This is a genomic window from Spirosoma sp. SC4-14 (assembly GCF_037201965.1).
Taxonomy (GTDB): domain Bacteria; phylum Bacteroidota; class Bacteroidia; order Cytophagales; family Spirosomataceae; genus Spirosoma.
This window is the reverse complement of record NZ_CP147518.1, coordinates 5,976,372-5,999,057: the sequence shown is the minus strand read 5'-3', so window position 1 is coordinate 5,999,057 and position 22,686 is coordinate 5,976,372. Positions and strand designations below refer to the sequence as shown.

The window sequence follows — 22,686 nt, the reverse complement described above, 5'->3', positions numbered from 1 at the left end:
GAATGATTGAAGAGGCTGAGGTAGATATCTTATTGACCGATCTGTATGAAACATACGGATATGACTTTACAAACTACTCCCGGGCATCGCTAAAAAGGCGAATTGTTCGGTTATGGACGTTGGATCGATTCCCGAGCTTTGCCGAGTTTCGGTACCGTATAAAATCGGATGCGGATTATTTGAAACGGTTTGTGGAAGAAATTACCGTCACCGTTACCGAAATGTTTCGTGATCCACAGTTTTACAAATGCCTGCGAACCGAAATTTTACCCACATTGTCGGCCAAACCGTTTATCCGCATCTGGCATGCAGGCTGTGCAACGGGCGAGGAAGTTTATTCAATGGCTATTCTGCTGAAAGAAGCAAAGCTTCTCTATAAATCATTGATTTATGCTACTGACCTGAATCCCAGTGCACTCGAAAAAGCCCGAAAGGGGATTTTTCCCATCGGCCCCATGAAGCAGTATTCGGAGAATTATATTGAATCGGGAGGTATTCAGGATTTTTCGTCCTACTATACCGCTCAGTATAGCCAGGTGAAATTTGATGAATCGCTGAACGAAAAAATGATTTTTTCGACGCATAATCTGGTGTCAGATCGTTCGTTCAACGAATTTGATATTATTCTTTGCCGAAACGTGTTGATTTATTTCGATAAGCCATTGCAGGATCGAGTACTGAATTTGTTTGATGAAAGTCTGGGTGTGCTTGGCTATCTGGCGCTGGGATCAAAAGAAACGCTGAATTTTTCATCTATTAAGCCGCGCTTCAAGCAGTTGAGTAAGGAAAAAATATGGCGAAAGATGAGCTGAAAACTACCTATAAAGCCGTCGTGATCGGTGGTTCGACCGGAAGCCTTGATGTGCTGTTGAGAATATTGCCAGCCTTGCAGCCTGCAATGCCATTTACGGTCATTATTGTTTTGCACCGCAAAAACTCCGGCGACTCTACCCTGGAACATTTATTGGCAGGCAAAACCAGTATTCCAGTTAAAGAAGTAGATGATAAAGAGCCGTTGCTGCCCGCCCATATATACGTAGCTCCGGCTGATTATCATTTGCTGATCGAAAACGACTTTACAGTTTCGCTCGATGACTCCGAAAAAGTGAACTATAGCCGCCCGGCATTAGACGTAACGTTCGAATCGGCGGCCGATGTTTATAGGAACACGCTGGTCGGAATCCTGTTGTCGGGGGCCAATGCCGACGGCACAAAAGGGTTAGCTGCCATCAAGCGAATGGGAGGCATTACGGTTGTTCAGAACCCCAGTACAGCGCAGGCCGCTTTTATGCCTCAACAGGCTATTTTGAACACAACAATTGACCACATTCTGGACATTCCAGAACTGATTCAGTTTATTAATTCAATTCGTCACCGGTAGCCAAATACCGGTGACGAATGACCTACAACTAATAACCCGTTAGATTCTTTTGTAAGGCTTCCAGAGCTGCGGCCAGGTAAACCAGCGGGGCATTCCAGTTGATAGCAATTTCGTTGGAGGCATACGAGCAATCGGCATCGAGGTAGACCTCATCGGCAACTGTGCTGGTGTAGCCTGTGCATTTATCCTGACGGGCCGCATTAGCGTTTGTCCCTCCCGATAGCAATCCTGGAATAGGTTCAGCAATGCCATCGGCAATAGACGGACGGTGGTGTGGATGCATGGGTGTTTTAGCGCCAAAGCCCGTTACGAACGAGTAGCCCACCGCATTTCGACCCAGTAAATAATCCAGATTGCCAAGGGCATAGCGTAAGTAAGCTTTCCGATTAGGCGAATCGGTGTATCGGTATGCCTGAATGAGTGCAATGCCCTGATTGGCAGCTTCGGCGCTGCTTCCCCAGATAAAATCGTTCGCCGATTTGCCCATTACGGTCTGAAAAGCCTGTTTGTCGGCTCCCGATAGGAGTGAGTCTGCCGCCGATCTGAGATGCTGCATCACCTTTAGCCGATCTTTTTTTCCAGCATCGGTCAGCGTTTTTCCTGATCGAGCCAGTGTGTAGTAAGCCAGCGTACGGACCTGTGGCCACGAGGGTAACGGAGTTTTGGTATCTGGAAACAGATTGACAGCGTTGTAATACGTTTCATCGTTGGTCGTAACGTATAGTTCAGTGGCCGCCCAAATCCATTCGTCGCTGGCATCCCGATCTTCATAACTACCCGTTACTACGTCTGGATCGAAGGTGTCATTCATCTTAGTCTGCTTATACAGCGCATTTGGGTTAGCCTCTGCCCATTTCCAGGCATTACGGGCAGCTGATAAGCAGGAGTCGGACAGACCCGGTAGCTCACGATTATACGCTGTAAAAACGCGGCTGGCCTGTGCCATCACAGCCGTAAAATCAAGGCTAGCAGTAATGCTTTTCTGAACCACATACCGATCGGTACGAGTAGGTGATCCGGCCTTATCGGGCATAACCATTCCGTCGAAGCGCGGGTTGGTGAGTTTATGATAGACGCCACCGTCGGCCGGGTCCTGCATGGTCAGCATCCAGCGCAAATTCCACAGGATTTCGTCGAGTAGGTCAGGAATTTTGTTCGTACTTTCTGGAATATTGGTTTTCAGGGTTTTAGCGAAAGTTGGGAAATCTTCATACAATGATAGCAACGTTCCCATCGTAATACCCGAGTTTACAATATACTTGTTGTAATCGCCCGCATCGTACCAGCCACGGGGCGATGAAATGGTCGAACCGGCCGGACGACTAACCGAAGCCGCCGATGGATGGATCAGTACCTTTGTGTCTGGATGGCCGGATGATCGTGCCCACTGCCCGGCAAATTGAGCTGGCAATGCTGTTGATGCTCGCTGGTAATAAAACCCTTTAAGCGCGGCTGTCGCTACGGCATGATGTACGTTGATGCCAATAGTGAATGGGTAAGAATGGCCAATGCCAGGTATATTGACTACATAGGTGCCGGGCGTCACCAATGCCGAAAAATCGGCGATATGCGTTATTTTCTTTGAAAACGGATTGGTACGGGCTGCACTTAACGGGCCCGAAAAAACGACTTTTTTCTGATCGGTCGTTGTAATCTGGAAGGTACCTTGTGCTTCGCCGATAGCACCGACAACAACCGCAATTTTAGGCGCATTAGAATAGAAACCAATCTGATTCAGTCGAATTAACTCCGTACCCGATTGAGGTTGAGCAACCAGACGGTATTGACAAAAAAACAGAAATGTACCGATAATAAGCGACTTTAGCATAGTAGAATAATAAAATAGCCCGGTCAACTTTGACCGGGCTATAAGCTATAAGCTGGATTATTTTACAACCTTCATTATGCCCTGCATAACGTAGAAATGACCAGGAACGGAGCATTCGTACGTATAATCGCCGGGTTTTTCGGGAGCAATGAAGTAAATCGTCTCGTTGGTGTTGGGTTGGAGCAGATTCGTATGATTCAGTACTTTATCTGACGCAGGAATGTAGTTTTTCTCCTGCCCTTCCAGCCCTAACTTCATGGCGAGTTCGCCAACCTGAATAGCGGTTCCTGGTTGCACAACCACAAAGTTGTGGAGCATGTCGTCTTCATTATTGAAAACTACGCGCACCTTGCTTCCGGCTTTTACCTGAAACTGCTCCGGCGAAAACTTCAGCCCCGGTTTAGTGCCAATGGTGATCGTATAATCGGGCTCGCTCCACGATGCTGGCATTTCGGTTACGCGTTTGGCCGCACTGCTGGCAGTTGTTTTGGCCGAAGCTGGTTTCGCTGCCGATGTTTTTCCTTTGGCCGCACTCGCTTTTGCGTTGACGGGTGGCGTAGTTGCCGCCGAAGCCATCATTTCGGCGTGGTTATGCTTCGGTGCTGCTACAATGGCCAGTTTGTCGCCATCCGGAATATTGTTCAGAGTATAATAACCTACATTATGCAGCAAGGCCCGACCCGTGGACGATCGAACGCCAGCGGTCGTAATCTCATGAATATAACCCAGACGCAGGCTATCGACGACCAGTCGCGCTTTCAGCCCATCTTTCGACACGACAATACCGCGAATTGGGCAACCAGCCCGGTTAATGACCGGACTGCCGTAGGTAGCATGGTATTTGTAGTTGAAGCCCGTTACTTTATACGATGCCGGATCGGCGGCCAGTTCCTGATCGACGGGTTCGGTAAATTCGATCTCAAAACCATCGGGCATAGCATGGATGGTTTTCATTTCAAACGGCATTCGTCCGGTCCAGACAACCCGTTGCAGACTATAGAGTTCTTTCCCCGTCGACGACCAGCCCCGGCTGGTCATGCCGACAAACATAGAGGCATCGTGACCCCAGACCAGACGCAGTACACCCGACGAAAACCCTTCGCGGAACGGGAAAACAACGCCCTGATATTTACCTTTTACTTTTTCGAAATCAACCCGCGAAACAATGCTTTGGCCCTGATCGCCAACAAAAACCTGATTGGCAAAGGGGCCAAATTTTCCATTGGTATTATCGGTCAGCATACCCGATGTCGAAATGCCTAAAATACCATGCGGCAACCAGACAGCGGGCGCTTTCAACTCCGGAACGCGCTTAGCTACATCATACAGTGGCTCGCCCGTATTCGGAACCTGCTGTGGTTTAAGCTTGAGGGGCGATCCAGGCATATCGGTCCACCGCAGGCTTTCGGCATTGCCCAGAAAATCGCCTTTTTCGACCTGCGAAATTCGACCCGAGCCAACCCAGTCGCCCTGGTTTTCGGTATAGAAAAAATCGCCAGCCGCGTTCATGCCATAACCAGCCGGAGAGCGCATTCCGGCAGCAAAAGGGGTCATTTTTCCATCAGGAGTAATTTCCAGCGTCCAACCTCGCCAGGGAACCAGACTAACACCATGCCCCAGGCTGTTGCTCCAGCCTACGTTTAGCGTAACAAGCATATTGCCATTGGGCAAAAAGGTAGGCCCGTAGGAATATTCATGGTAGTTGCCCGAGAGCGGCCACGAGTATATTTTATCGTAGGAGTCGGCCTGGCCATCGCCATCGGTATCGCGCAGACGGGTAATTTCACTCCGTTGTGTCACATAGATGTCGCCGTCTTTGTAGGCTAGTCCCAGCGGTTCGTGCAGACCATAGGCAAACCGCTGATACATTGGCCGTTCGGTTCCACTGATGTAAGGGTTGTTAACAATCCAGACTTCGCCCCGGCGGGTGCAAATCGCCAGACTCCCATCGGGCAACGTAGCCATTCCGCCCACTTCCAGAATGATATCTTCAGGAACTGGCAGTGAAATGAGTTTATAGAAATCGTCTTCTTTTTCAGGATCAGGTTCGGCTTTAGCCGCGCCTTTGGTTGTCGACTGAGCCTGAACGGTTGTAATTGCAGGGCTTATCCAGGTAAGCCCCAGCACGATGAGGACGGCTCCGGCCAGACGATTTATCGGATGATACTTCATGTTCATAATGCTTTCGAAAAACGGAACTTACCAGACGATAGAATAGGTTAGGGTTCCTGAATTAGCGCCCGTTTTGATGGGCAGAAGAAGTTCTTTTGTGTTCGTAGCGGTGGTTCTGACAACTGGCTTTTCCTTACCTGGCAGCTCAATGAAATACTGCTTGTCATTGATGGCGTAGAGGCCGTTTGGCAATTCAACAATGTCGGTTCCTTCGGCCAGCCGACACCAGATATCCTGCGTAGCAGGTGTTACCGTAAACGTATGCGATAGTTTACGACCTTCGTCGGTCGATGCAAATGATTCCCGCACATTGGCCGTTCCCAGCGTGTATTTGAAAATGGGTCGTCCGGCTTTGTCGACATCATAGCCCAGGTTGTTGTAGGTGGCGTTGGAGTCGGGCCAGGCTGCATTTTTATCCGCCAGAAAAGCCAGCGAAGGTTTTCCCGACAGTTCAATCACGCTACCTAAAGGCAGTGCAAGCTGTGTTTCGCCACGACCATACCACATGGGTGTTGTTTCCAGGAAATCGCCCCGCCAGATTTTCAGAAATTCGCCTTTGCTCAGGTCCACGCTATAGTTCGCCAGGTCGGGTTCGCCAACTGATATGGTATGGGTATGCTTTTTACCGTGGTGATTAACAAAACCGCGTTGCATGGCTGGAGCAGCTTTGGCCATAACCGTAATTTCGCTAACCGGATCTTCGGCCCGGATTACCGGATTCAACGTGGTGTATTCAACGCCAGGGCCTTCTACCGACAATAGAATGTCGTTACTGCGGGCATACCAAAGACCAAAATTTTTGTAGTAGGAAAGCTCAATTGGATAGTCGCCAGCCTCTAGGTTTACTTTTGTTGACGACGAACCACCATCTTCGGTTGTAACGCCCAGGATTTTTTTGCCCGCAATTTTCAACTCTCCGGCTCCATTCCGAACGTTGGCGTTGACCTCAGTCGGAATCCAGCGGAGATTAAGATTAAAGAGATACTGTCCCGAACGGGGAATATGTACGGTGCCCGTAATTTTGCCCGCAAAATTATCGCGGCTGCCCGGTATCAGATGGGCCAGTATGTCGATATCCATTTCCCGTTTGGGCGTGAGCGATTTAAGTTCATCGACCGACTGGAATTTGCCATCGTAGGCACTCAAATGAAGTTTCGATAACGCAACCGGATCGATACCATAAGCTTTGTAATTGATATTCCGAATGGCAACGGCACCATGATCGCCCTGAATCATCAGCGGTCCGGTTGGTTTTTCGTCCTGAAAAACAGCCGACCGGGTAGGGCCTGTGACTTCAATATTTTCGTGGAGGACTACGTCGTTCAGGGTCACTTTTATGAAACGGGCGTTGGCTGTTTTTTCGCCTTTTTCGTTAAATCGGGGTGCCCGAAATACGATCTTAAGATGTTGCCATAGACCTGGGGCCTTACTCACGATTTGCGCAGGTGGGTGGCCTTCGTACCCTTGCCGACCTTCGGGACGATTTTCGTCCCAACGTTCATAAATGGCACCACAGTCCAGGGTTCTGGGCTTTTTAACGCCCCAACTGTCATAGAGCTGAACCTCGTAGCGACCTTGCAGGTAAATACCCGAATTGGATTCTTTGGCCATCATAAAATCAAGTTCCAGTTCCATGTCGCCATGTTCCATTTTGGTAAACAGATGGTCTTTGTTTTTACCCGATGGATCATTGACGGCAATGCCTGTTCCGGATTTTGTTGTGCCGGCTCCGTTTTTGGCAAAGTCGTAGAAAACGTCGCCCGCAATTTTCCAGTTATTGGCAACTGGTCTGAAATCGTTCAGATTGTCGAGATTAATTTTCGAGTAGGGTAATTCATTGGTTTGGGCCGATACGCAGTAGGCATACAGGGTAAGGCACCACAGAAAACAACAGAAATATCGTTGCATGATTAGAGATTAAGAAAAGGAAACAAAAAGGAAGAGGCTGGTACTTCCTCAAAACAAGTTACACAAAATCTTCGCGCATGGGCGTAAAAACATCTACCAGTATACCGGCTTCGAGACACACAGCTCCATGCCACACATCAGGAGGGATATAATATGCATCACCGGTGCGCAGGGTTTTGGTCTCTTCGGCAATGGTAATGGCAAAGGCACCACTTTCAACATAGCTCATTTGCGTATGTGGATGTTGATGGGGTGTGCCAATACCACCCGTTTCAAAGGCAACCTTCACCATCATCAGATTAGCATCATAGGTCATAATTTTTCGCTTGACCCCGTCGGCAACCGATTCCCACGGAATCGCCTGATCATCTGCAAAACGCGCTGCCAATGGTGTTTCTGTCATAATAAGCGTAGTTTGATTAATAAGAGAACCAGGGTATAGATTCTACTTTTGTCTGAAATAATAAGCAAGTTAATGAGGTTTTTGAACCGATAAAAAACAAAAAAGCCGCTCCGAATGTCGGGGCGGCTTTCCGCTTCTATCCACACCATTTCAAGACCGACGACCGGGCGGCCGCCAGATCTTGATGTTCAACCTTCCCTTTGTAAAGGATCGTTATGCTAACTAAGCAATTATTTTTATATAGTGCAAGAAAACCTTAAGTTTTCCGATTATAAGTCCGATTCGTTTTGCAAAGTTGGCGACTTCTTGTTTATAAAACGTTAATTATCGCTTAAAAATTACTTAACGTTGCAAATATATACAGGAATTTTCCACAAATGTTAAGCAAAGTTTCATGCGTCTGATTTTTACATTTTTCTGCAAAAATCAGCCATCAGGATTAACTCAACCTGCAACATTTGAACCTTTGACAATTTCTTCAATTTTCACTATTCGGGCCATGTCATCCCAGAAACTTGGGTACGATTTTGCCACAACGCCTGGCTCTTCAATAATGACTTCCTGTTTCATGGCGACTGGTGCAAAAGCCATCGCCATGCGGTGGTCATCGTAGGTTTCGATGCTTGCTGGTGTCCAGGATGTTGCCCTCAACGGTCGGGCTTCATACCGATGGTTCGGCTCTACCTCAATTAGTTCGGCTCCAATCTTCTGTAGCTCGGCCTGTAGCGCAGCCACACGGTCAGTTTCCTTAATCTTTAGACTTTCAATTCCGGTCAACGTCACCGTAATGCCTTTTGCCGTAGCACAAACGGCAACCGTTTGTGCCAGATCAGGGCAGTGCGTAAAATCCCACGATAGGGCCGACTCGGCCGGGCGTTTGGTTAATTTTACCCCCGTATCAGTAAACGTACTTTCAACGCCCAGTGGCCGCATAATATCGACAATGGCACTATCGCCCTGTAGCGACCGCGCTTTTAGTCCAAGGAGTTCAATTTCGGCATGGTTATCGTTGGCGAGGGCGGCAACGCTATACCAGTAGCTGGCTCCCGACCAGTCCGACTCAATTGTGTATGCTTTGGGAGTGTACGGCTGAGGATTAACGATTATGGTTTTCGAGTCCCAGTTGGCCTTAACATCGGCACCGAAGTAAATCATCTGCTCCAGTGTCATTTCAATGTATGGACGTGACCCAATTGCACCGGTCAATTCCAGCGTCAACCCATTAGGCAGGATAGGGGCAATCATCAGCAGGGCCGAAATGTATTGGCTGCTTACATCGCCCCGAATGGTTATTTGATTTTGGGTGCTTGCCGACGCATTAAAGCCATTGAGCTGCAAAGGTGGATACTCCTCATTTTTCAGGTACGTGATGTCGGCACCTAGTTTTCGCAGGGCATCGACCAGAATACCGATTGGCCGTTCACACATCCGTGGCGTACCGGTCATGGTCTTTTGCTGGCCCGTTACGGCAAAATAAGCCGTCAGAAAACGCATGGTTGTTCCGGCATCGAGTACGTCGGCTGTGCTGTCTGTCGATTTCAGCAAACGAATCATCGTCTGCGTGTCGCGAGCGGTCGACAGATTTGCTAAATCGCACCGAAAACCGGTCAGGGCATCAATAATAAGGGCACGATTGCTTTCGCTTTTCGACGAAGCTAATGGTATTGTAGCCCGAACCGGGCCAGTAGGTGGAGTGAGCTTAACGGCATTCATTACGGCAAAGATACACCATTACAGGTCGTTCGGCCAACAGAACTAGTTTGTCATTAGTCATTTGTCATTGACTGTTTTTGTAATAGGCTGTTTGTTAGGGTGTTAATGACTACTGCCTAATTGCCAACTAGCTAATAGGTTCGCAAGACTTTTAGCCGGTGGTTTTTACTAATGTGTATGTGGGGATTGCTTAACCAGTGGAACAAAAGTCCGCTAACAATAAAGGCGCCTGTTACTGGTAGTACATTGGTATTCAACTGGCCGTTATTGACCACATCGGCTAACAGATAAACGCCACCTGCCAGTGGAAAAATAGTACCGGCAGCCGTAACAAACGGGATTCGGCGGTGAAGCAGAACTTTCTCGACTTCAGCAAGCCGAAAGGTCACGGGTTCGTCGCGGTTCATAACTTCGTTTGCCATCAAAATGGTAAACGTACTATCTGTGACATCGTAGAGTTCTTCCCTGAATTTTTCGCCCCGTGCTTTGAAGTGTAGTTCATCGCCCACAAAAAAACGATAGCGCCGAAAGCCGCCAAAGGTATGATTTACATCGAGGGCCAGATAGCGGGAAGGCCGTATCAGGGCTGAATAAGCGGTACCTTTCCGCTGAAGCAACTGTTCGGTAGTAAGTGTGTCGGTGGGTTGGCCCAATGAAATTTGTGTAAAAAATAGAGCAATAAAAAGAATGGAAATAGAAAGGAGGGAGTGATATGACTTCATGGTAAGAGAACTGGCGTTGTCTGTTATAACGCAAAAAACGCACAATTGGCTGAATTTTTAGTGAAGTTTAATGGGTTCACATCGTCTTGACTAATTTGCGGCATGATTACAGCAAACCAACTTCGTTCATTTACAGAACAAATTTTTATAGCCATTGGCTGTTTGGAGGCCGATGCTCGTTTGGCCGCCGATGTGTTGGTGAGTGCCGACCTGCGTGGGGTTGATTCGCACGGGGTAGCTCGTTTACCGGGTTATGTTCGGCTTTATGATCATGGCCGGATCAATCCGCAACCGCATATTCGCATTGTGCATGAAACGCCATCTACAGCCGTTGTTGATGGCGATCGTGGGTTAGGGCTGGTGGTTGGCCCCTGGGCAATGCAGGTTGCTATTGAAAAAGCCCGAATTGCCGGTACGGGCTGGGTGGCTGTGCGCAACTCCAATCACTTTGGCATTGCGGGCTATCATGCAATGCTGGCTGCCGATCATGATATGATTGGGCAAGCCATGACCCATGCCGCTCCGCTCGTAGCACCTACCTTTTCGCTCGATAAGTTGCTGGGTACAAACCCAATTGCGGTGGCCATTCCGGCGGCAACCGAGCCTACGTTTCTGGCCGATTTTGCGTCGACGGCCGTAGCCTACGGAAAGCTCGAAATTTTGCAGCGTAAAGGGCAGGATATTCCGCTGGGCTGGGCACAGAATGCCGAAGGCCAGCCAACAACCGATGCCAACGCTATCCGAAACGGCGGAGCCTTGCTGCCGCTTGGTACCGACCGGGAGCATGGCAGCCACAAAGGATACGGCTTAGGGGCCGTGGTCGATATTTTTTCGGGCGTGTTGTCGGGGGCTAACTATGGTCCGTGGGTACCGCCTTTTGCTACGGCCGGCTTTATGCAGGCGAACGAAGGAGTAGGGCAGGGGACAGGCCATTTCTTTGGGGCCATGCGGATTGATGCTTTTCGTCCGGCCGATGAATTTAAAATACACATGGATACCTGGATTCAGCGATTCCGGCAGGCAAAAGCCATTGAAGGGAAACAGGTACTGATTCCAGGCGACCCCGAGCGGGAAATGGAAGCTGAGCGGCTGCTTAATGGAATTCCATTGCTGGAACCCGTCATAAAAAGCCTCGAAGAACTGGGCGAACGTTTTGGCGTAACGCTTTGAATTAAAAAATGAAAGAGTGAATGAGTGCAAATCAATAGCCCTTGATTCACCCAATCACTCTTTCACTCAATCGCTTATTTACCCTTTATGGCCTTTTTGAAGGTGCCATCCGAACCAAACAGCAACAACACGCGCTTACTGTCGCTTGTTTTAATCAATACAATATAGTCGCTGGATGCGTTATCCTTTGCCGCTTGTTCAATAGTGGCACCAGCATAGTTTGTATTGATATAGGTTGTGATGGCAGAAGGCAGATCAGAAGCCGCAATTACGGTAACATTAGCACCAGGTCCGGGGCCTTTATGGTGCAGCGAATCGCCGTGGGGATGGTGAAGGCTATCGCCCGGCATTGGCGGGTGATGCAGCGAGTCGCCCGGAGCGTGTCGGGGGTGATGTAATGAATCGCCTTTTGGATGATGCAGTGAATCGCCGGGCATAGGCCGGCCTTTGCCGCCTTTCAATTCTTTAATAAATGTACCGTCGGCTTTGAAGGCTAAGAGCCTGAGTTCGTTGTTGAGGGTTATAATAACTACATAATTTCCCTTCGGATCGGTCCCCGCTTCCTTAATGGTAGCACCGGCATAGTTTGTATTGATGTACGTTGTGATGGCACTGGGTAGTGTCGATACATCAACCGACGTTAGGCTTCCAGGCCCGGTAGCTGTTCCACTCACTACGCCACTCGACCGGGCCGACCCGTCGGTGCTGGACGGGTCTACTGCATTATGGTTACAGGCATTCAGGCTTAGCACAAGGGCAGCCATGCAACTGAAAACAAACAGTGCTTTCATAGATTGTTGTTGGTTTTGTTTTGGCATTCCAAATAATAATCAGCGTTCGGAAAGTCTTCCTCGCTGATTCAATTGCCGGTACGTTCTAAGTATATATACTGTTGCAACTCTTTGAAAAAATAGTGAAAATCGCTTATTAGAAGCAATGGAGAGGGGTCTTGATTAAAAAATACTGAAGGATTACTGAAGTAGATACTATATTGAGTAAGGAGGCTGTTGAAGAGAAAAGAACGATCTCTACCGACCGATAACCACTAAAGAATACCCGGATTATTGCATTAATTAAGGGCATCTGTTAATCTTGTTTTTTCTAACGATTGATTTGCGAAATCGGGAACTTCGCTGAAGTTCTATTTTGTCAATCCGATAAACGGCAATATATTGTTCCATGAAACAGAAATCCACCGCACAGTCTCAATCCCAGACGCTCAACGGAATGAGCCAGACGCAAGGCCAGTCTAACCCAAATTTCTCTTTTGCCGATTATCAGACTGAGAATTTTTTCGATGAAATGTTTGTCAGTCCAACTCAGGTAAGAGACGGATGCGCTCCGTTTCAGCAACGAGTCGAACAACTTACCCGCGAAGACATTATTGGCCGCCAACATGCTGCCGAACGGTCGCTGATGAGTATGGGTATTACATTCAACGTGTATTCTGAAGGCGAAGGAACTGAGCGTATTATGCCAATCGATATTATTCCGCGGGTTATTGAATCGGCCGAATGGGATAATCTCGAAGCGGGCCTGATTCAGCGAATAAAAGCGCTGAATATGTTTCTCGACGATGTTTATAACGAGCAGCAGATTCTGAACGACGGCGTTGTGCCGCGCGACCTGATCGAGTCCAGCAAATCATTTCTGACTCCCTGTCTGGGAGTCAGACCGCCTAAAGGCATCTGGTGCCACATTACCGGAACGGATCTGATTCGGGGCGAAGACGGCCAGTTTATGGTGCTTGAAGACAACCTGCGCTGTCCGTCGGGGGTGTCGTATATGCTCGAAAACCGTGAACTTTCAAAACAAACGTTCCCTGAAGTGCTGACACAAACGGGTGTTCGGCCCGTTTCTGACTATCCAATGCGGTTGCTCCAGATGCTTCAGTATATTGCCGATCGGCCAAATCCAACGGTAGTTGTCCTAACACCTGGAATTTACAATTCGGCCTACTTCGAGCATTCTTATCTGGCGCAACAGATGGGTGTAGAGCTGGTTGAAGCCCGCGATCTGGTAGTTTCGGGTGGATACGTAAAAATGCGTACTACCAAAGGATTCCAGATTGTTGATGTCATCTACCGGCGTATCGACGATACATTTCTCGACCCACAGGCTTTCAATCCTGACTCGATGATTGGTATACCTGGCATATTTGAGGTGTATAAAAAAGGTCGTGTTGCGCTGGCCAATGCACCCGGAACCGGTGTGGCCGACGATAAGGTGATTTATGCCTACGTGCCACGTATTATTCAGTATTATCTGGGCGAAGAACCGATCATTCCTAATGTGCGCACCTACATTTGCCGGGAAGAAGAAGATTGCCAGTATGTGTTGGAGAACATCGAGCAACTGGTTGTTAAAGAAGCGAATGAAGCCGGTGGATATGGCATGCTGATTGGACCTAAAGCGACCCCTGAGGACCACGAATTATTCAGACAGAAAATCAAGGAAAACCCCCGTAATTATATAGCCCAGCCAACCATTTCGCTATCGCGGGTGCCGTGCATTGTGGGCGATCATGCCGAAGGACGCCATGTTGATTTGCGGCCCTATATTTTATATGGCGATGGTGTTAATGTTATTCCGGGAGGGTTAACCCGCGTTGCATTACGCAAGGGTTCGCTTGTTGTGAACTCGTCGCAAGGGGGCGGAGGAAAAGATACATGGGTGCTCTATTGAGCCTGATTTTACTCCTGAGCTGGCTGATTGGATGATGACCGTAACTTGTTTTAACGCAAATTACGGCCATCATCCAATCACCTTTTTTAGCTTATGCCTATCTTTAGGCCTCGCTAATCCAACTTATCTTGCTCGATTTAAGCATAATCATTGTCAATTATAAGACACCCAAACTTATTATTGACTGCCTAACGTCAGTATATCAGCATACATCAGGTATCGCATTTGAGATTTTAATTATTGATAATCAATCGGAAGATCAAAGCGAAGCATTGATTAAAGCCAGATTCCCGGCTACTCGCTGGTTTGAGATGGGCTATAATTCGGGCTTTGCCCGGGCCAACAATTATGGCATCCGGCAGGCGAAAGGACGCAATATCCTGTTGTTGAATTCCGATACGTTGCTAACAAACAATGTTTTGCTGCGTTGCGTAAGTCTTCTGGATCAACAGCCGGATGTGGCTGCCGTTAGTATACAGCAACTGGGAGCCGACCGGCAACTCCGACCAAATCTGTATACGACTTTTGGCCAGATGCGTCGGGCGTTCTATATCCTGCCAGCAGGCGCTGTTTTTCAGAACTGGCTCCAGAAATTAATTCCCGATCCACATTTTGCTGACCCAAATCAGGTTGAGTGGTTGTCGGGCGCTTTTCTGATGACGCGCCAGACGACGATTGCCAAAGCAGGTGGACTGGATGAATCGTTTTTTATGTACGGTGAAGATGTAGAATGGGGCTATCGGTTGGGCCGGCAGGGAAAGTTACTGTTGCTGAAAGATGCCAGTTTCGTGCATCTGGAATACGGAAGTAGCGACAATAATCAGCAACACGTAGTAACTCACATTAATCGGTTTAAACCGCAGATACAGGTATCGCAGTTGTTATGGGTTCGGAAACAATATGGTGTAGGTGCTTATCTGGTACTTATTCTCCATTATGTGCTGATGGTTCCTGTTATTTTTGCGTGGAAAATAGCCGTAAACCTACGGAATCGCCAAATTCCATGGGCCGAACTGGAAAATCAGCGGGCATTTGCTCAACAAGTCAGTATCTTTCTACGATTTTTCTGGAAAACGCTTTTTAACCGTCCGGGTTTCTACAAAGTACAGTAGACAGCGTATGGGGCGAACTTTCGTTCTGAATGTTGCCACGGTTATCTGACCATAAGCGTACTTCGAAATAACCGTAGTATTAGGAACCAGATTACTAAATATTCTGCAAACAGAAGCGAAACAAAGGGTTTCAGGCTTGATAGATAGATATACTTTTTGGGCTGGAATTCGTTGTAAGTGAAATGCGATAACTCTATGCGTTTAGTTTATACAATTGGGCTGATTGCCTTCGCACTGGGAGCAATCTTATGGCCAAACATTAGTCAGGCAACGCACGTACGAGCCGGTGAAATTACAACCCGGCGACTGCCTGGTGCTACGCTAACTTATGAAATTACTCTGACTACGTACTACGATGAAGTAACCGGAAAAACGGCTGCTAACGATGCCAATTCCTATACGTTTTGTTTTGGTGATGGAACTCAGGCCGATGTCAAACGAGTGAGTCGTAAGTACATAAATGGCGGAACTTCATCCGTGAACACGTATGTGACTACTCATACCTACGCGGGGCCAGGAGCCTACACCATTGGTGTACAGATCGCGAACCGGAATAAAGGTACCTTAAACCTACCCCCGGCGGGTAGTTCCGATCAGATCACATTTTATGTATCGACTACAATTCTGATCAATGCGGCTCTTCAGGTAAACTCAACACCGGTCATGCTCAATCCTCCCCTCGATTCGGCCAGGGTTGGGCAAAAGTTCTGCCATAACCCGGCTGCCTTCGATGCCGATGGCGATAGTTTAGCATATCGGCTCAGCAAGCCCCAGGAAGGAATTCCAAATAGCTGTCGGAGTCGGTTTATTCCGGCGTATCAGGACCCAACTACCTTCAGTACCGTTCGGGAAGACGGGGGGGCACCGCCTACGTTTACCATCGATGCGAAAACCGGCGATCTCTGCTGGGATGCTCCAGGACAGGCTGGCCAGTTCAACTTTGCCTTCATCATTGAAGAATGGCGAAATGGTGTCCTCATCGGCGAAATCACCCGCGACATGCAAATTATTGTCGTCGATGAACCCAACAAACGACCCCTGATTGCCGGAACGGAACTCTGTGTCGAAGCCGGTACACTCATTCAGCAACCCATTCAGGCAACTGATCCTGATGGCCAGCGAGTTATCATTACGGCTTATGGTGGACCCTTCAACGTGAACAGTGATGGGCAACCCTTTCCTGCGGGACAGTTAGTAGCGCCGGAGTATGCGAAACTGATTAACGGCAATGTACCCCTACCACAACCAGCCACAGCAACCTTCTCCTGGCAAACCAACTGTAACCACGCCCGAAAAGAACCGTACGATATTACCCTTAAGGTGACGGATGTGCCCGGCCGAGCTGCTGTGGGACTGGTCTCCTTTGCAACATTGCGCATTCGGGTCTATGCCCCTGCCGTTAAAAACCTGACTGCCAAACCCACCGCTACCGCGTCAGGAAGAGCCATCCAGCTTAACTGGAATCCCTACTCCTGCGGCCAAATCACCTCTTCGGGAGGACTGCCCGATACCACCAAACTCATCGTCTACCGAAAGGAAGGTTGTACGACCTACAACCCCGATGTCTGCACCACCGGACTGCCGGCTTCGCTGGGGTATCAGAAAATTGCCGAGCTGCCTTATACCGCTACGGCCTACATCGACACCTCCGCCCTCAAACGGGGCATCAGCTACTCCTACCGAATCGTAGCCCGCAATCCCGGTATCGGCGATAACGGTGGACTCAGCGTGGCCTCCACCGAAGCCTGTCTCGAACTGCCCCTGCTGGCACCCGTCATGACTCAGGTCACCGTCGACTCCACCCACACCCAGCGCGGACAGATCACCGTTCGCTGGACCAGACCCCTGGGGCTCCAACCCGGCGAGCTGGGGGCTCCTTATCAGTACCGGCTCCAGCGGGCTAGCGGCCTCAATGGCTCCAACTTCTCCCCCATTGCCACCATCAACACCTCCATCCAGCCCGGACTGGCCGACACCGTCTATGTCGATCGGGGAAGCCCTACAGCGGCTCTCAACACCACCGACTCGGCCTATCGCTACCGGGTGGAGTTCTACTACACCAACGCCAATGGCCAGCTCACCCGCCTGGATGTGACCGATCCGGCATCGAGTGTGCGGCTGGCGGCCAATCCGGCCCAGCGGAGCATCACCCTCAGCTGGCAGGCCAACACCCCCTGGAGCAACGACAACCAGCGTCACGATGTCTACCGCAGCCGCTCGGGGCCAGGGGGACCTTTCAACAAGATTGCTGAGGTGTCGGTGCAGGGCGCCCCCACTTACACCTTCACCGATACGGGCACCGACAGCTTTGTGGCCGATGGCAACACGAGTCGGAGCTTGTCGGCCGACAGCAGTTATTGTTACCGGGTGATGACCCGTGGCCAGTATGCCGACAGCAAGCTGGCCAGTCTGGGGGTGTTGCTCAACTACAGCCAGCTCATTTGTGCCACGCCCACCGACACGACCCGTCCCTGTGCGCCGATGCTGGGTCTGGACAGTCTGGACTGTGCCAGCCTGAGCAATGAGAGCCTGTGTGGTCAGAGTAGTTTCACCAACAAGCTGCGCTGGCGGCTGACGACGAGTGCCGATTGCGATCCTAATGTGGTGAGTTACAAGGTCTACTATGGGCGTTATGAGCAGGACAAGCCTTCGGAGCTGGTGAGTATCCCGGCGCCGACGCTGAGTTTCGATCATGTGAATCTGACGACGGTGTCGGGTTGTTATTTTGTGACGGCGGTGAGTCGTTCTGGAGTCGAGAGTTTACCCTCCAACAGGGTTTGCAATGACGCGTGTCCGTTGTTAGTGCTGCCGAATGTGTTCACCCCGAATGGGGATGGGAAGAACGATTTGTTCGAGCCCTTGAAGTGTCCCCGTTTTGTGGAGAGTGTAGCGTTGGTGGTTTACAACCGGTATGGCAGCAAGGTGTATGAGGGGAGCAGCGCGCGTTTGTCGTGGAATGGCAAGTCGAGTGATGGGAGTGATTTGCCGAGTGGTTTATACTACTATCAGGTGAGTGTTGGGTATTCGCTGCTGGACCGCGATGCTCCGGCTCAGGTGCTAAAGGGCTGGGTACAGATCCTCCGCGAAGGCGTGAGTATGCGATAAGACTCTAAAGAAAATACACATAAAAAGGCCGGGAATGTAATGACATCCCGGCCTTTTTATGTGGTTACTGACCTTTACTTCATGTTATGATACACCGTTTGCACATCGTCGTCTTCTTCGATGCGTTCGATGAGTTTTTCAACATCAGCAACTTCTTCGTCAGTTAGTTCCTTATAATCATTAGGAATACGTTCAAACTCGGCCTGTTTAATATCGTAGCCTTTCTCTTCCAGAAACTTCTGGATAGCACCAAATGCCGTGAACTCGCCATAGATAACAAATTGATCGGTTTCTTCATCGAGTTCGACCTCATCACCACCCACATCGATCAGTTCCAGTTCCAGCTCTTCCTGATCGATGCCCTCGGCCGGAATACGAAACACCGATTTGCGATCGAACAGGAAGTCGAGCATACCTTGTGTACCCAGACTACCACCAAGCTTGTTCAGATAGCTTCGAATGTTGGCTACTGTTCGGTTGTGGTTATCGGTTGCTGTTTCGATAACAAGGGCTATGCCATGCGGAGCGTATGCTTCGTAGACGATTTCTTTATAGTCCTCCTGCTCTTTCGACGAGGCTTTTTTAATGGCCCGATCTACGTTCTCTTTCGGCATGTTTGCCGCTTTGGCGTTCTGGATAATAGCCCGCAGACGACCGTTTGTATCAGGATCAGGCCCACCGTTTTTAACGGCAATAACAATATCTTTTCCTATCCGGGTGAAGGTCTTGGCCATTTGCCCCCACCGTTTCATTTTCCGCGCTTTCCGGTATTCAAACGCTCTTCCCATTTTGGTTTATGGTTTGTGGTAGTACAGTTTATAGTTTATTGTCTATGGTTGCTCTGCATCAGAGTGATTCTACTAGGCAAAGCAACCATAAACTATAAACCATGCCTATACTTGTTGCTCAATTATTTCCGAATTCAATACTGGAACATCGACCTGACCCCGCAGCAGGTCTTCGAAGGTTTCACGCTGGCGGATCAGGTAGGGAGTGCCTTCATAGACGAGTACTTCGGCAGGTCGCAGCCGGGCATTATAGTTCGAAGCCATGCTGAAGCCATAAGCACCGGCATTTTCGAGCGATAATACGTCGCCCGGACGTACTTCCGGCAGATCGCGATCGGTCGCAAACGTATCGGTTTCGCAGATATAGCCCACCACCGTATACGTTTTCTCGTCGCCCAGTGGATTCGACACGTTTTTAATGTCGTGGTAGGCATCATACATCATTGGCCGAATAAGGTGGTTCAGCCCTGAGTCTACTGCTACGAACGTACGCGACGGGTTTTCTTTAACAATATTCGTACGAACCAGCAGATGACCGCTTTCGCTGACCAGAAACTTGCCCGGTTCGAACCAGAGTTCCAGTTCCCGCCCATATTGCTGACAAAAACTTTTGAACGTTTCGGATACTTTTCGGCCCAGGTCAACAACATCGGTAATATGATCGCCCGCTTTATACGCCACTTTGAAACCGCTCCCGAAATCAATAAATTTTAGGTCTGGATAGTCGCTGGCCAGATCGAATAACACTTCAGCACCGCGCAAAAACGCATTGGCATTCTTGAAATCTGAACCCGTATGGATGTGCAGACCTGCCACCAGAAGCTGGTACCGCTCTACCATTGCCCTGATTTCGGGGCGCTGGAGAATCGAAATGCCAAACTTCGAATCGGCGTGGCCAGTCGAAATTTTAATGTTTCCGCCTTCGGCAATGTGCGGGTTGATCCGAATGCTGACCGGAACCGACGAGCCATAGGTACGACCAACCCATTCGAGCAACGACAGGCTGTCGACATTGAGTTGCAGCCCCATTTCAACGGCCTCCCGAATCTCATCGAACGACACACCACTGGGCGTAAACATAATCTGACCAGGATCGAAACCGGCCAGCAGGCCCATGCGCGCTTCGTTGACCGAAACCGAATCCATTTCAACACCCTGCTGACGCATCAATTTTAGAATCGATACATTTGTCAGAGCTTTGGCCGCATACTTTATCTTTAGGTTGACCCCGGCAAAAGATGACCGGAGCAAGCCAATTTTTTCGATAATTTTGTCTGCGTCGTATACGTACAATGGTAATCCGAATTGGTCGGCAATCGCCAGTACATCGACACCCTGAATCTGATAGTTGCGGTCTTTTACGTGCATGGTTTCTGTAAACGAGCCGCAAAATTACGCCATCTTTCTGCTATGTACAATATTCGCTGCGTACTCTTGTTATGGCTGTTTGTCAATCCGTTGCTATTGGTTGCTCAATCGGCCAAAACCCCTGTTGCTGCCAGCCCGCTTCAGTCGGGGCCAATGGTAGGCTATTCCGACATGCGGGAGGTGATGCTCTGGGCGCAAACCAACCGGCCTGCCAGGGTGCAGATTAGCTATCATGAAGCCGGAAAAGCAACCCCTGCTTATCTGACCAACGAAGTTCAAACCAATCAGAAAGCGGCTTTTACAGCCCACCTGCTCGCCAATCAGGTGGAACCCGGAAAAAAATACGAGTACGATCTGTTGATCGAGGGCAGAAAGGTGAGCCTGCCTTACCCGACCCAGTTTCAAACCCAAAACCTGTGGCAGTGGCGGACCGACCCCCCGGCTTTTCATTTCGCCGTCGGAAGCTGCACCTACGTCAACGAGGAGGGCACTGACCGGCCCGGTAAACCCTATGGAGGTGGCTACGAAATCTTTACGACGCTGGCTGCTCAGAAACCCGATTTTATGATCTGGACCGGCGACAATACGTATACTCGCGAAGTGGACTGGAACAGCCGCACGGGCGTGTTGAAGCGTTATACGCATACGCGGTCACTACCCGAAATGCAGCCGTTGCTGGCGTCGGCTCATAATTACGCTATCTGGGACGATCATGACTATGGTCCTGATGATTCAGATCGGTCATATTGGCTGAAATCGGTTACGCTGGATGCCTTTAAACTCTTTTGGGCAAATCCGAACTACATTTTTCCTGAAGGGTGTACGGGCACTTTCTTTTGGAACGACTGCCAGTTTTTTCTGCTTGACGATCGCACTTTTCGCGCACCGGATAAAATGGCCGATGGCCCTGGCAAAGCTTATTTCGGTGATAAGCAACTACAATGGTTGCTGGATGCGCTTACATTCAGTAAAGCTTCGTTCAAGTTTATCGTCACGGGAGGGCAGATCGTTAACCCGGCGAAAATCTTTGAAAACTATGCCGTCTACGGCACCGAACGCGAGAAACTGTTTAAAGCTATTACCGATGCGAAGATTCCGGGGGTATTGTTTATTACCGGCGACCGGCACCACTCCATTTTGCACAAGCTCGACCGGTCGGGTACTTATCCGCTCTATGACCTGACGATTTCTCCGCTGACCTCCTCGCCCGCTCCCGCGCTGGCCGAGGAGGTAAAACAGGCGAGTTATGTAGACGGAACACTGGTAAACGATCGTAATTTTGGCATTCTAAGCGTGAGCGGACCACTGAAAGACCGGCTGCTGAACATAAAAGTCTACGATCAGAAAGGTGCCGAACGCTGGAGCCGCGACATACGGGCCAGCGAATTGCAATGAGTAAAGACTATTCAGTTTAGGGTTTTTAGTTTTCGGTCGCTCCGCTATAGAAGACCAATGGGCAGAGTAACCGTAAACTGAAAACCCTAAACCAACTTCTCCTAAATCCCCTTATGAATCTTAAAAAATTTGCTGATCATAATACACTTTCTCAGTTTACTGCCGAATACATTGCCAAAAAGATTAATCAAAAGCCCGATTCGCTCCTTTGTCTGGCATCGGGCGATACCCCGATCGAAACCTATCACCGGTTCGTAGCACTGGTGCAGGCTGGTAAGGTCGACATTAGCCAATGTACGTTTGTTGGCCTGGACGAGTGGGTTGGTTTTGGTCCCGACGATGCCGGTAGCTGTTCGTATTACGTCTACCGCGACTTATTTAATCCTTTGCATCTACGCCCGGACCAAATTCATGTTTTTGATGCCAAAGCCGACGACCTAGCCACTGAATGTAAACGAATCGATGCGGTTATTCGCTCGAAAGGCGGATTAGATCTCCTGCTGGTGGGTATGGGCATGAACGGCCATATTGCCCTCAATGAGCCGGGTACGCCGTTTAACCTGGGTTGCCATGTGGTCGAATTGGCTGAGAGTACAAAGACGGTTGGGCAAAAATATTTTACGTCGCAAACCGAACTGACCAAAGGCATTACGATCGGATTGCGCCATCTGGCCGAAGCACGGGATGTGATTCTGCTGGTGAGTGGTGAGAAAAAAGCGTCGATACTCCGTCAGGCGCTCACCGGGCCTATTACCGAAGAGGTTCCGGCCAGCATTATTCAAACCCGGCCCAATGCCCACGTATGGGTCGATGCAGCCGCTGGTAGCCTGGTTTCCTGAGCAAGTACAGCCCTTCTACCTGTGACAAAGGTCAAAATGCTGTCAAAGGTAGAAGGGCAAAGGTTTTGAGCTTTTCAGACTGTTGAAATCTGTTGGT

17 protein-coding genes are annotated in these 22,686 nt (G+C 49.4%); 8 read left to right on the top strand and 9 right to left on the bottom strand.

What is annotated here, in order from left to right; all coding sequences use genetic code 11:
• Positions 1 to 2 precede the first annotated feature (2 nt).
• Positions 3 to 812, top strand: coding sequence for a protein-glutamate O-methyltransferase CheR (locus tag WBJ53_RS24615; RefSeq protein ID WP_338871141.1), 810 nt, complete (start codon positions 3 to 5; stop codon positions 810 to 812).
• Entirely contained in the window at positions 794 to 1,381 is a 588-nt protein-coding gene (locus WBJ53_RS24610; protein WP_338871139.1) for a chemotaxis protein CheB, read from the top strand. The genes WBJ53_RS24615 and WBJ53_RS24610 overlap by 19 nt, the downstream gene beginning before the upstream one ends.
• A 28-nt stretch (positions 1,382 to 1,409) precedes the next feature.
• Here the strand turns inward: WBJ53_RS24610 and WBJ53_RS24605 are convergent, their stop codons facing one another.
• The 6 genes from WBJ53_RS24605 to WBJ53_RS24580 all read right to left on the bottom strand — a co-directional run bounded on the left by WBJ53_RS24605 (position 1,410) and on the right by WBJ53_RS24580 (position 10,127).
• Positions 1,410 to 3,209, bottom strand: coding sequence for a glycoside hydrolase family 9 protein (locus WBJ53_RS24605; RefSeq protein WP_338871137.1), 1,800 nt, complete (start codon positions 3,207 to 3,209; stop codon positions 1,410 to 1,412).
• A 57-nt stretch (positions 3,210 to 3,266) separates the two neighbouring features.
• Positions 3,267 to 5,387 carry a plastocyanin/azurin family copper-binding protein gene (locus WBJ53_RS24600; RefSeq protein WP_338871135.1) on the bottom strand — a complete coding sequence of 707 codons (2,121 nt, stop codon included), beginning with the start codon at positions 5,385 to 5,387 and terminating at the stop codon, positions 3,267 to 3,269.
• A 21-nt stretch (positions 5,388 to 5,408) separates the two neighbouring features.
• Positions 5,409 to 7,289, bottom strand: coding sequence for a DUF1080 domain-containing protein (locus WBJ53_RS24595; RefSeq protein WP_338871133.1), 1,881 nt, complete (start codon positions 7,287 to 7,289; stop codon positions 5,409 to 5,411).
• A gap of 58 nt (positions 7,290 to 7,347) precedes the next feature.
• On the bottom strand, positions 7,348 to 7,692 hold the full coding sequence (locus tag WBJ53_RS24590) for a cupin domain-containing protein (protein ID WP_338871131.1): 345 nt from the start codon (positions 7,690 to 7,692) through the stop codon (positions 7,348 to 7,350).
• 444 nt (positions 7,693 to 8,136) lie between these two features.
• On the bottom strand, positions 8,137 to 9,405 hold the full coding sequence (locus WBJ53_RS24585) for a 3-phosphoshikimate 1-carboxyvinyltransferase (RefSeq protein WP_338871129.1): 1,269 nt from the start codon (positions 9,403 to 9,405) through the stop codon (positions 8,137 to 8,139).
• Between the two features lie 131 nt (positions 9,406 to 9,536).
• Positions 9,537 to 10,127, bottom strand: coding sequence for a hypothetical protein (locus WBJ53_RS24580; RefSeq protein ID WP_338871127.1), 591 nt, complete (start codon positions 10,125 to 10,127; stop codon positions 9,537 to 9,539).
• A 102-nt stretch (positions 10,128 to 10,229) separates the two neighbouring features.
• On the opposite strand from WBJ53_RS24580, the gene WBJ53_RS24575 reads away from it, so the two are divergent.
• Entirely contained in the window at positions 10,230 to 11,297 is a 1,068-nt protein-coding gene (locus WBJ53_RS24575) for an Ldh family oxidoreductase (RefSeq protein WP_338871125.1), read from the top strand.
• Positions 11,298 to 11,371: 74 nt separating this feature from the next.
• Here WBJ53_RS24575 and WBJ53_RS24570 read toward each other — a convergent pair whose 3' ends face one another.
• Entirely contained in the window at positions 11,372 to 12,088 is a 717-nt protein-coding gene (locus WBJ53_RS24570; protein WP_338871123.1) for a PepSY-like domain-containing protein, read from the bottom strand.
• A gap of 388 nt (positions 12,089 to 12,476) precedes the next feature.
• On the opposite strand from WBJ53_RS24570, the gene WBJ53_RS24565 reads away from it, so the two are divergent.
• The 3 genes from WBJ53_RS24565 (at position 12,477) to WBJ53_RS24555 (ending at position 18,199) form a co-directional block, all read left to right on the top strand.
• Positions 12,477 to 13,982, top strand: coding sequence for a circularly permuted type 2 ATP-grasp protein (locus WBJ53_RS24565; protein ID WP_338871121.1), 1,506 nt, complete (start codon positions 12,477 to 12,479; stop codon positions 13,980 to 13,982).
• A gap of 128 nt (positions 13,983 to 14,110) precedes the next feature.
• Complete coding sequence (locus tag WBJ53_RS24560; RefSeq protein WP_338871119.1) at positions 14,111 to 15,094, top strand: glycosyltransferase family 2 protein; 984 nt, start codon at positions 14,111 to 14,113, stop codon at positions 15,092 to 15,094.
• A gap of 195 nt (positions 15,095 to 15,289) precedes the next feature.
• A complete protein-coding gene (locus tag WBJ53_RS24555; protein WP_338871117.1) occupies positions 15,290 to 18,199 on the top strand; it encodes a gliding motility-associated C-terminal domain-containing protein in 2,910 nt (969 codons plus the stop codon).
• Between the two features lie 74 nt (positions 18,200 to 18,273).
• On the opposite strand, the gene WBJ53_RS24550 is transcribed toward WBJ53_RS24555, so the two are convergent.
• Both WBJ53_RS24550 and lysA read right to left on the bottom strand, forming a co-directional pair.
• Positions 18,274 to 18,987, bottom strand: coding sequence for a YebC/PmpR family DNA-binding transcriptional regulator (locus WBJ53_RS24550; RefSeq protein WP_338871115.1), 714 nt, complete (start codon positions 18,985 to 18,987; stop codon positions 18,274 to 18,276).
• Positions 18,988 to 19,092: 105 nt separating this feature from the next.
• Positions 19,093 to 20,355, bottom strand: a complete 1,263-nt coding sequence (gene lysA / locus WBJ53_RS24545) for a diaminopimelate decarboxylase (protein ID WP_338871113.1) — start codon at positions 20,353 to 20,355, stop codon at positions 19,093 to 19,095.
• Positions 20,356 to 20,397: 42 nt separating this feature from the next.
• Between lysA and WBJ53_RS24540 the strand changes: the two genes are divergently transcribed.
• Both WBJ53_RS24540 and WBJ53_RS24535 read left to right on the top strand, forming a co-directional pair.
• Positions 20,398 to 21,750 (top strand): alkaline phosphatase D family protein, encoded by a 1,353-nt coding sequence (locus tag WBJ53_RS24540; RefSeq protein ID WP_338871111.1) that lies wholly within the window; start codon positions 20,398 to 20,400, stop codon positions 21,748 to 21,750.
• 113 nt (positions 21,751 to 21,863) lie between these two features.
• Positions 21,864 to 22,589: a glucosamine-6-phosphate deaminase gene (locus tag WBJ53_RS24535; protein ID WP_338871109.1), complete on the top strand. Its 726-nt coding sequence runs from the start codon at positions 21,864 to 21,866 to the stop codon at positions 22,587 to 22,589.
• The last annotated feature ends 97 nt before the right edge of the window (positions 22,590 to 22,686 follow it).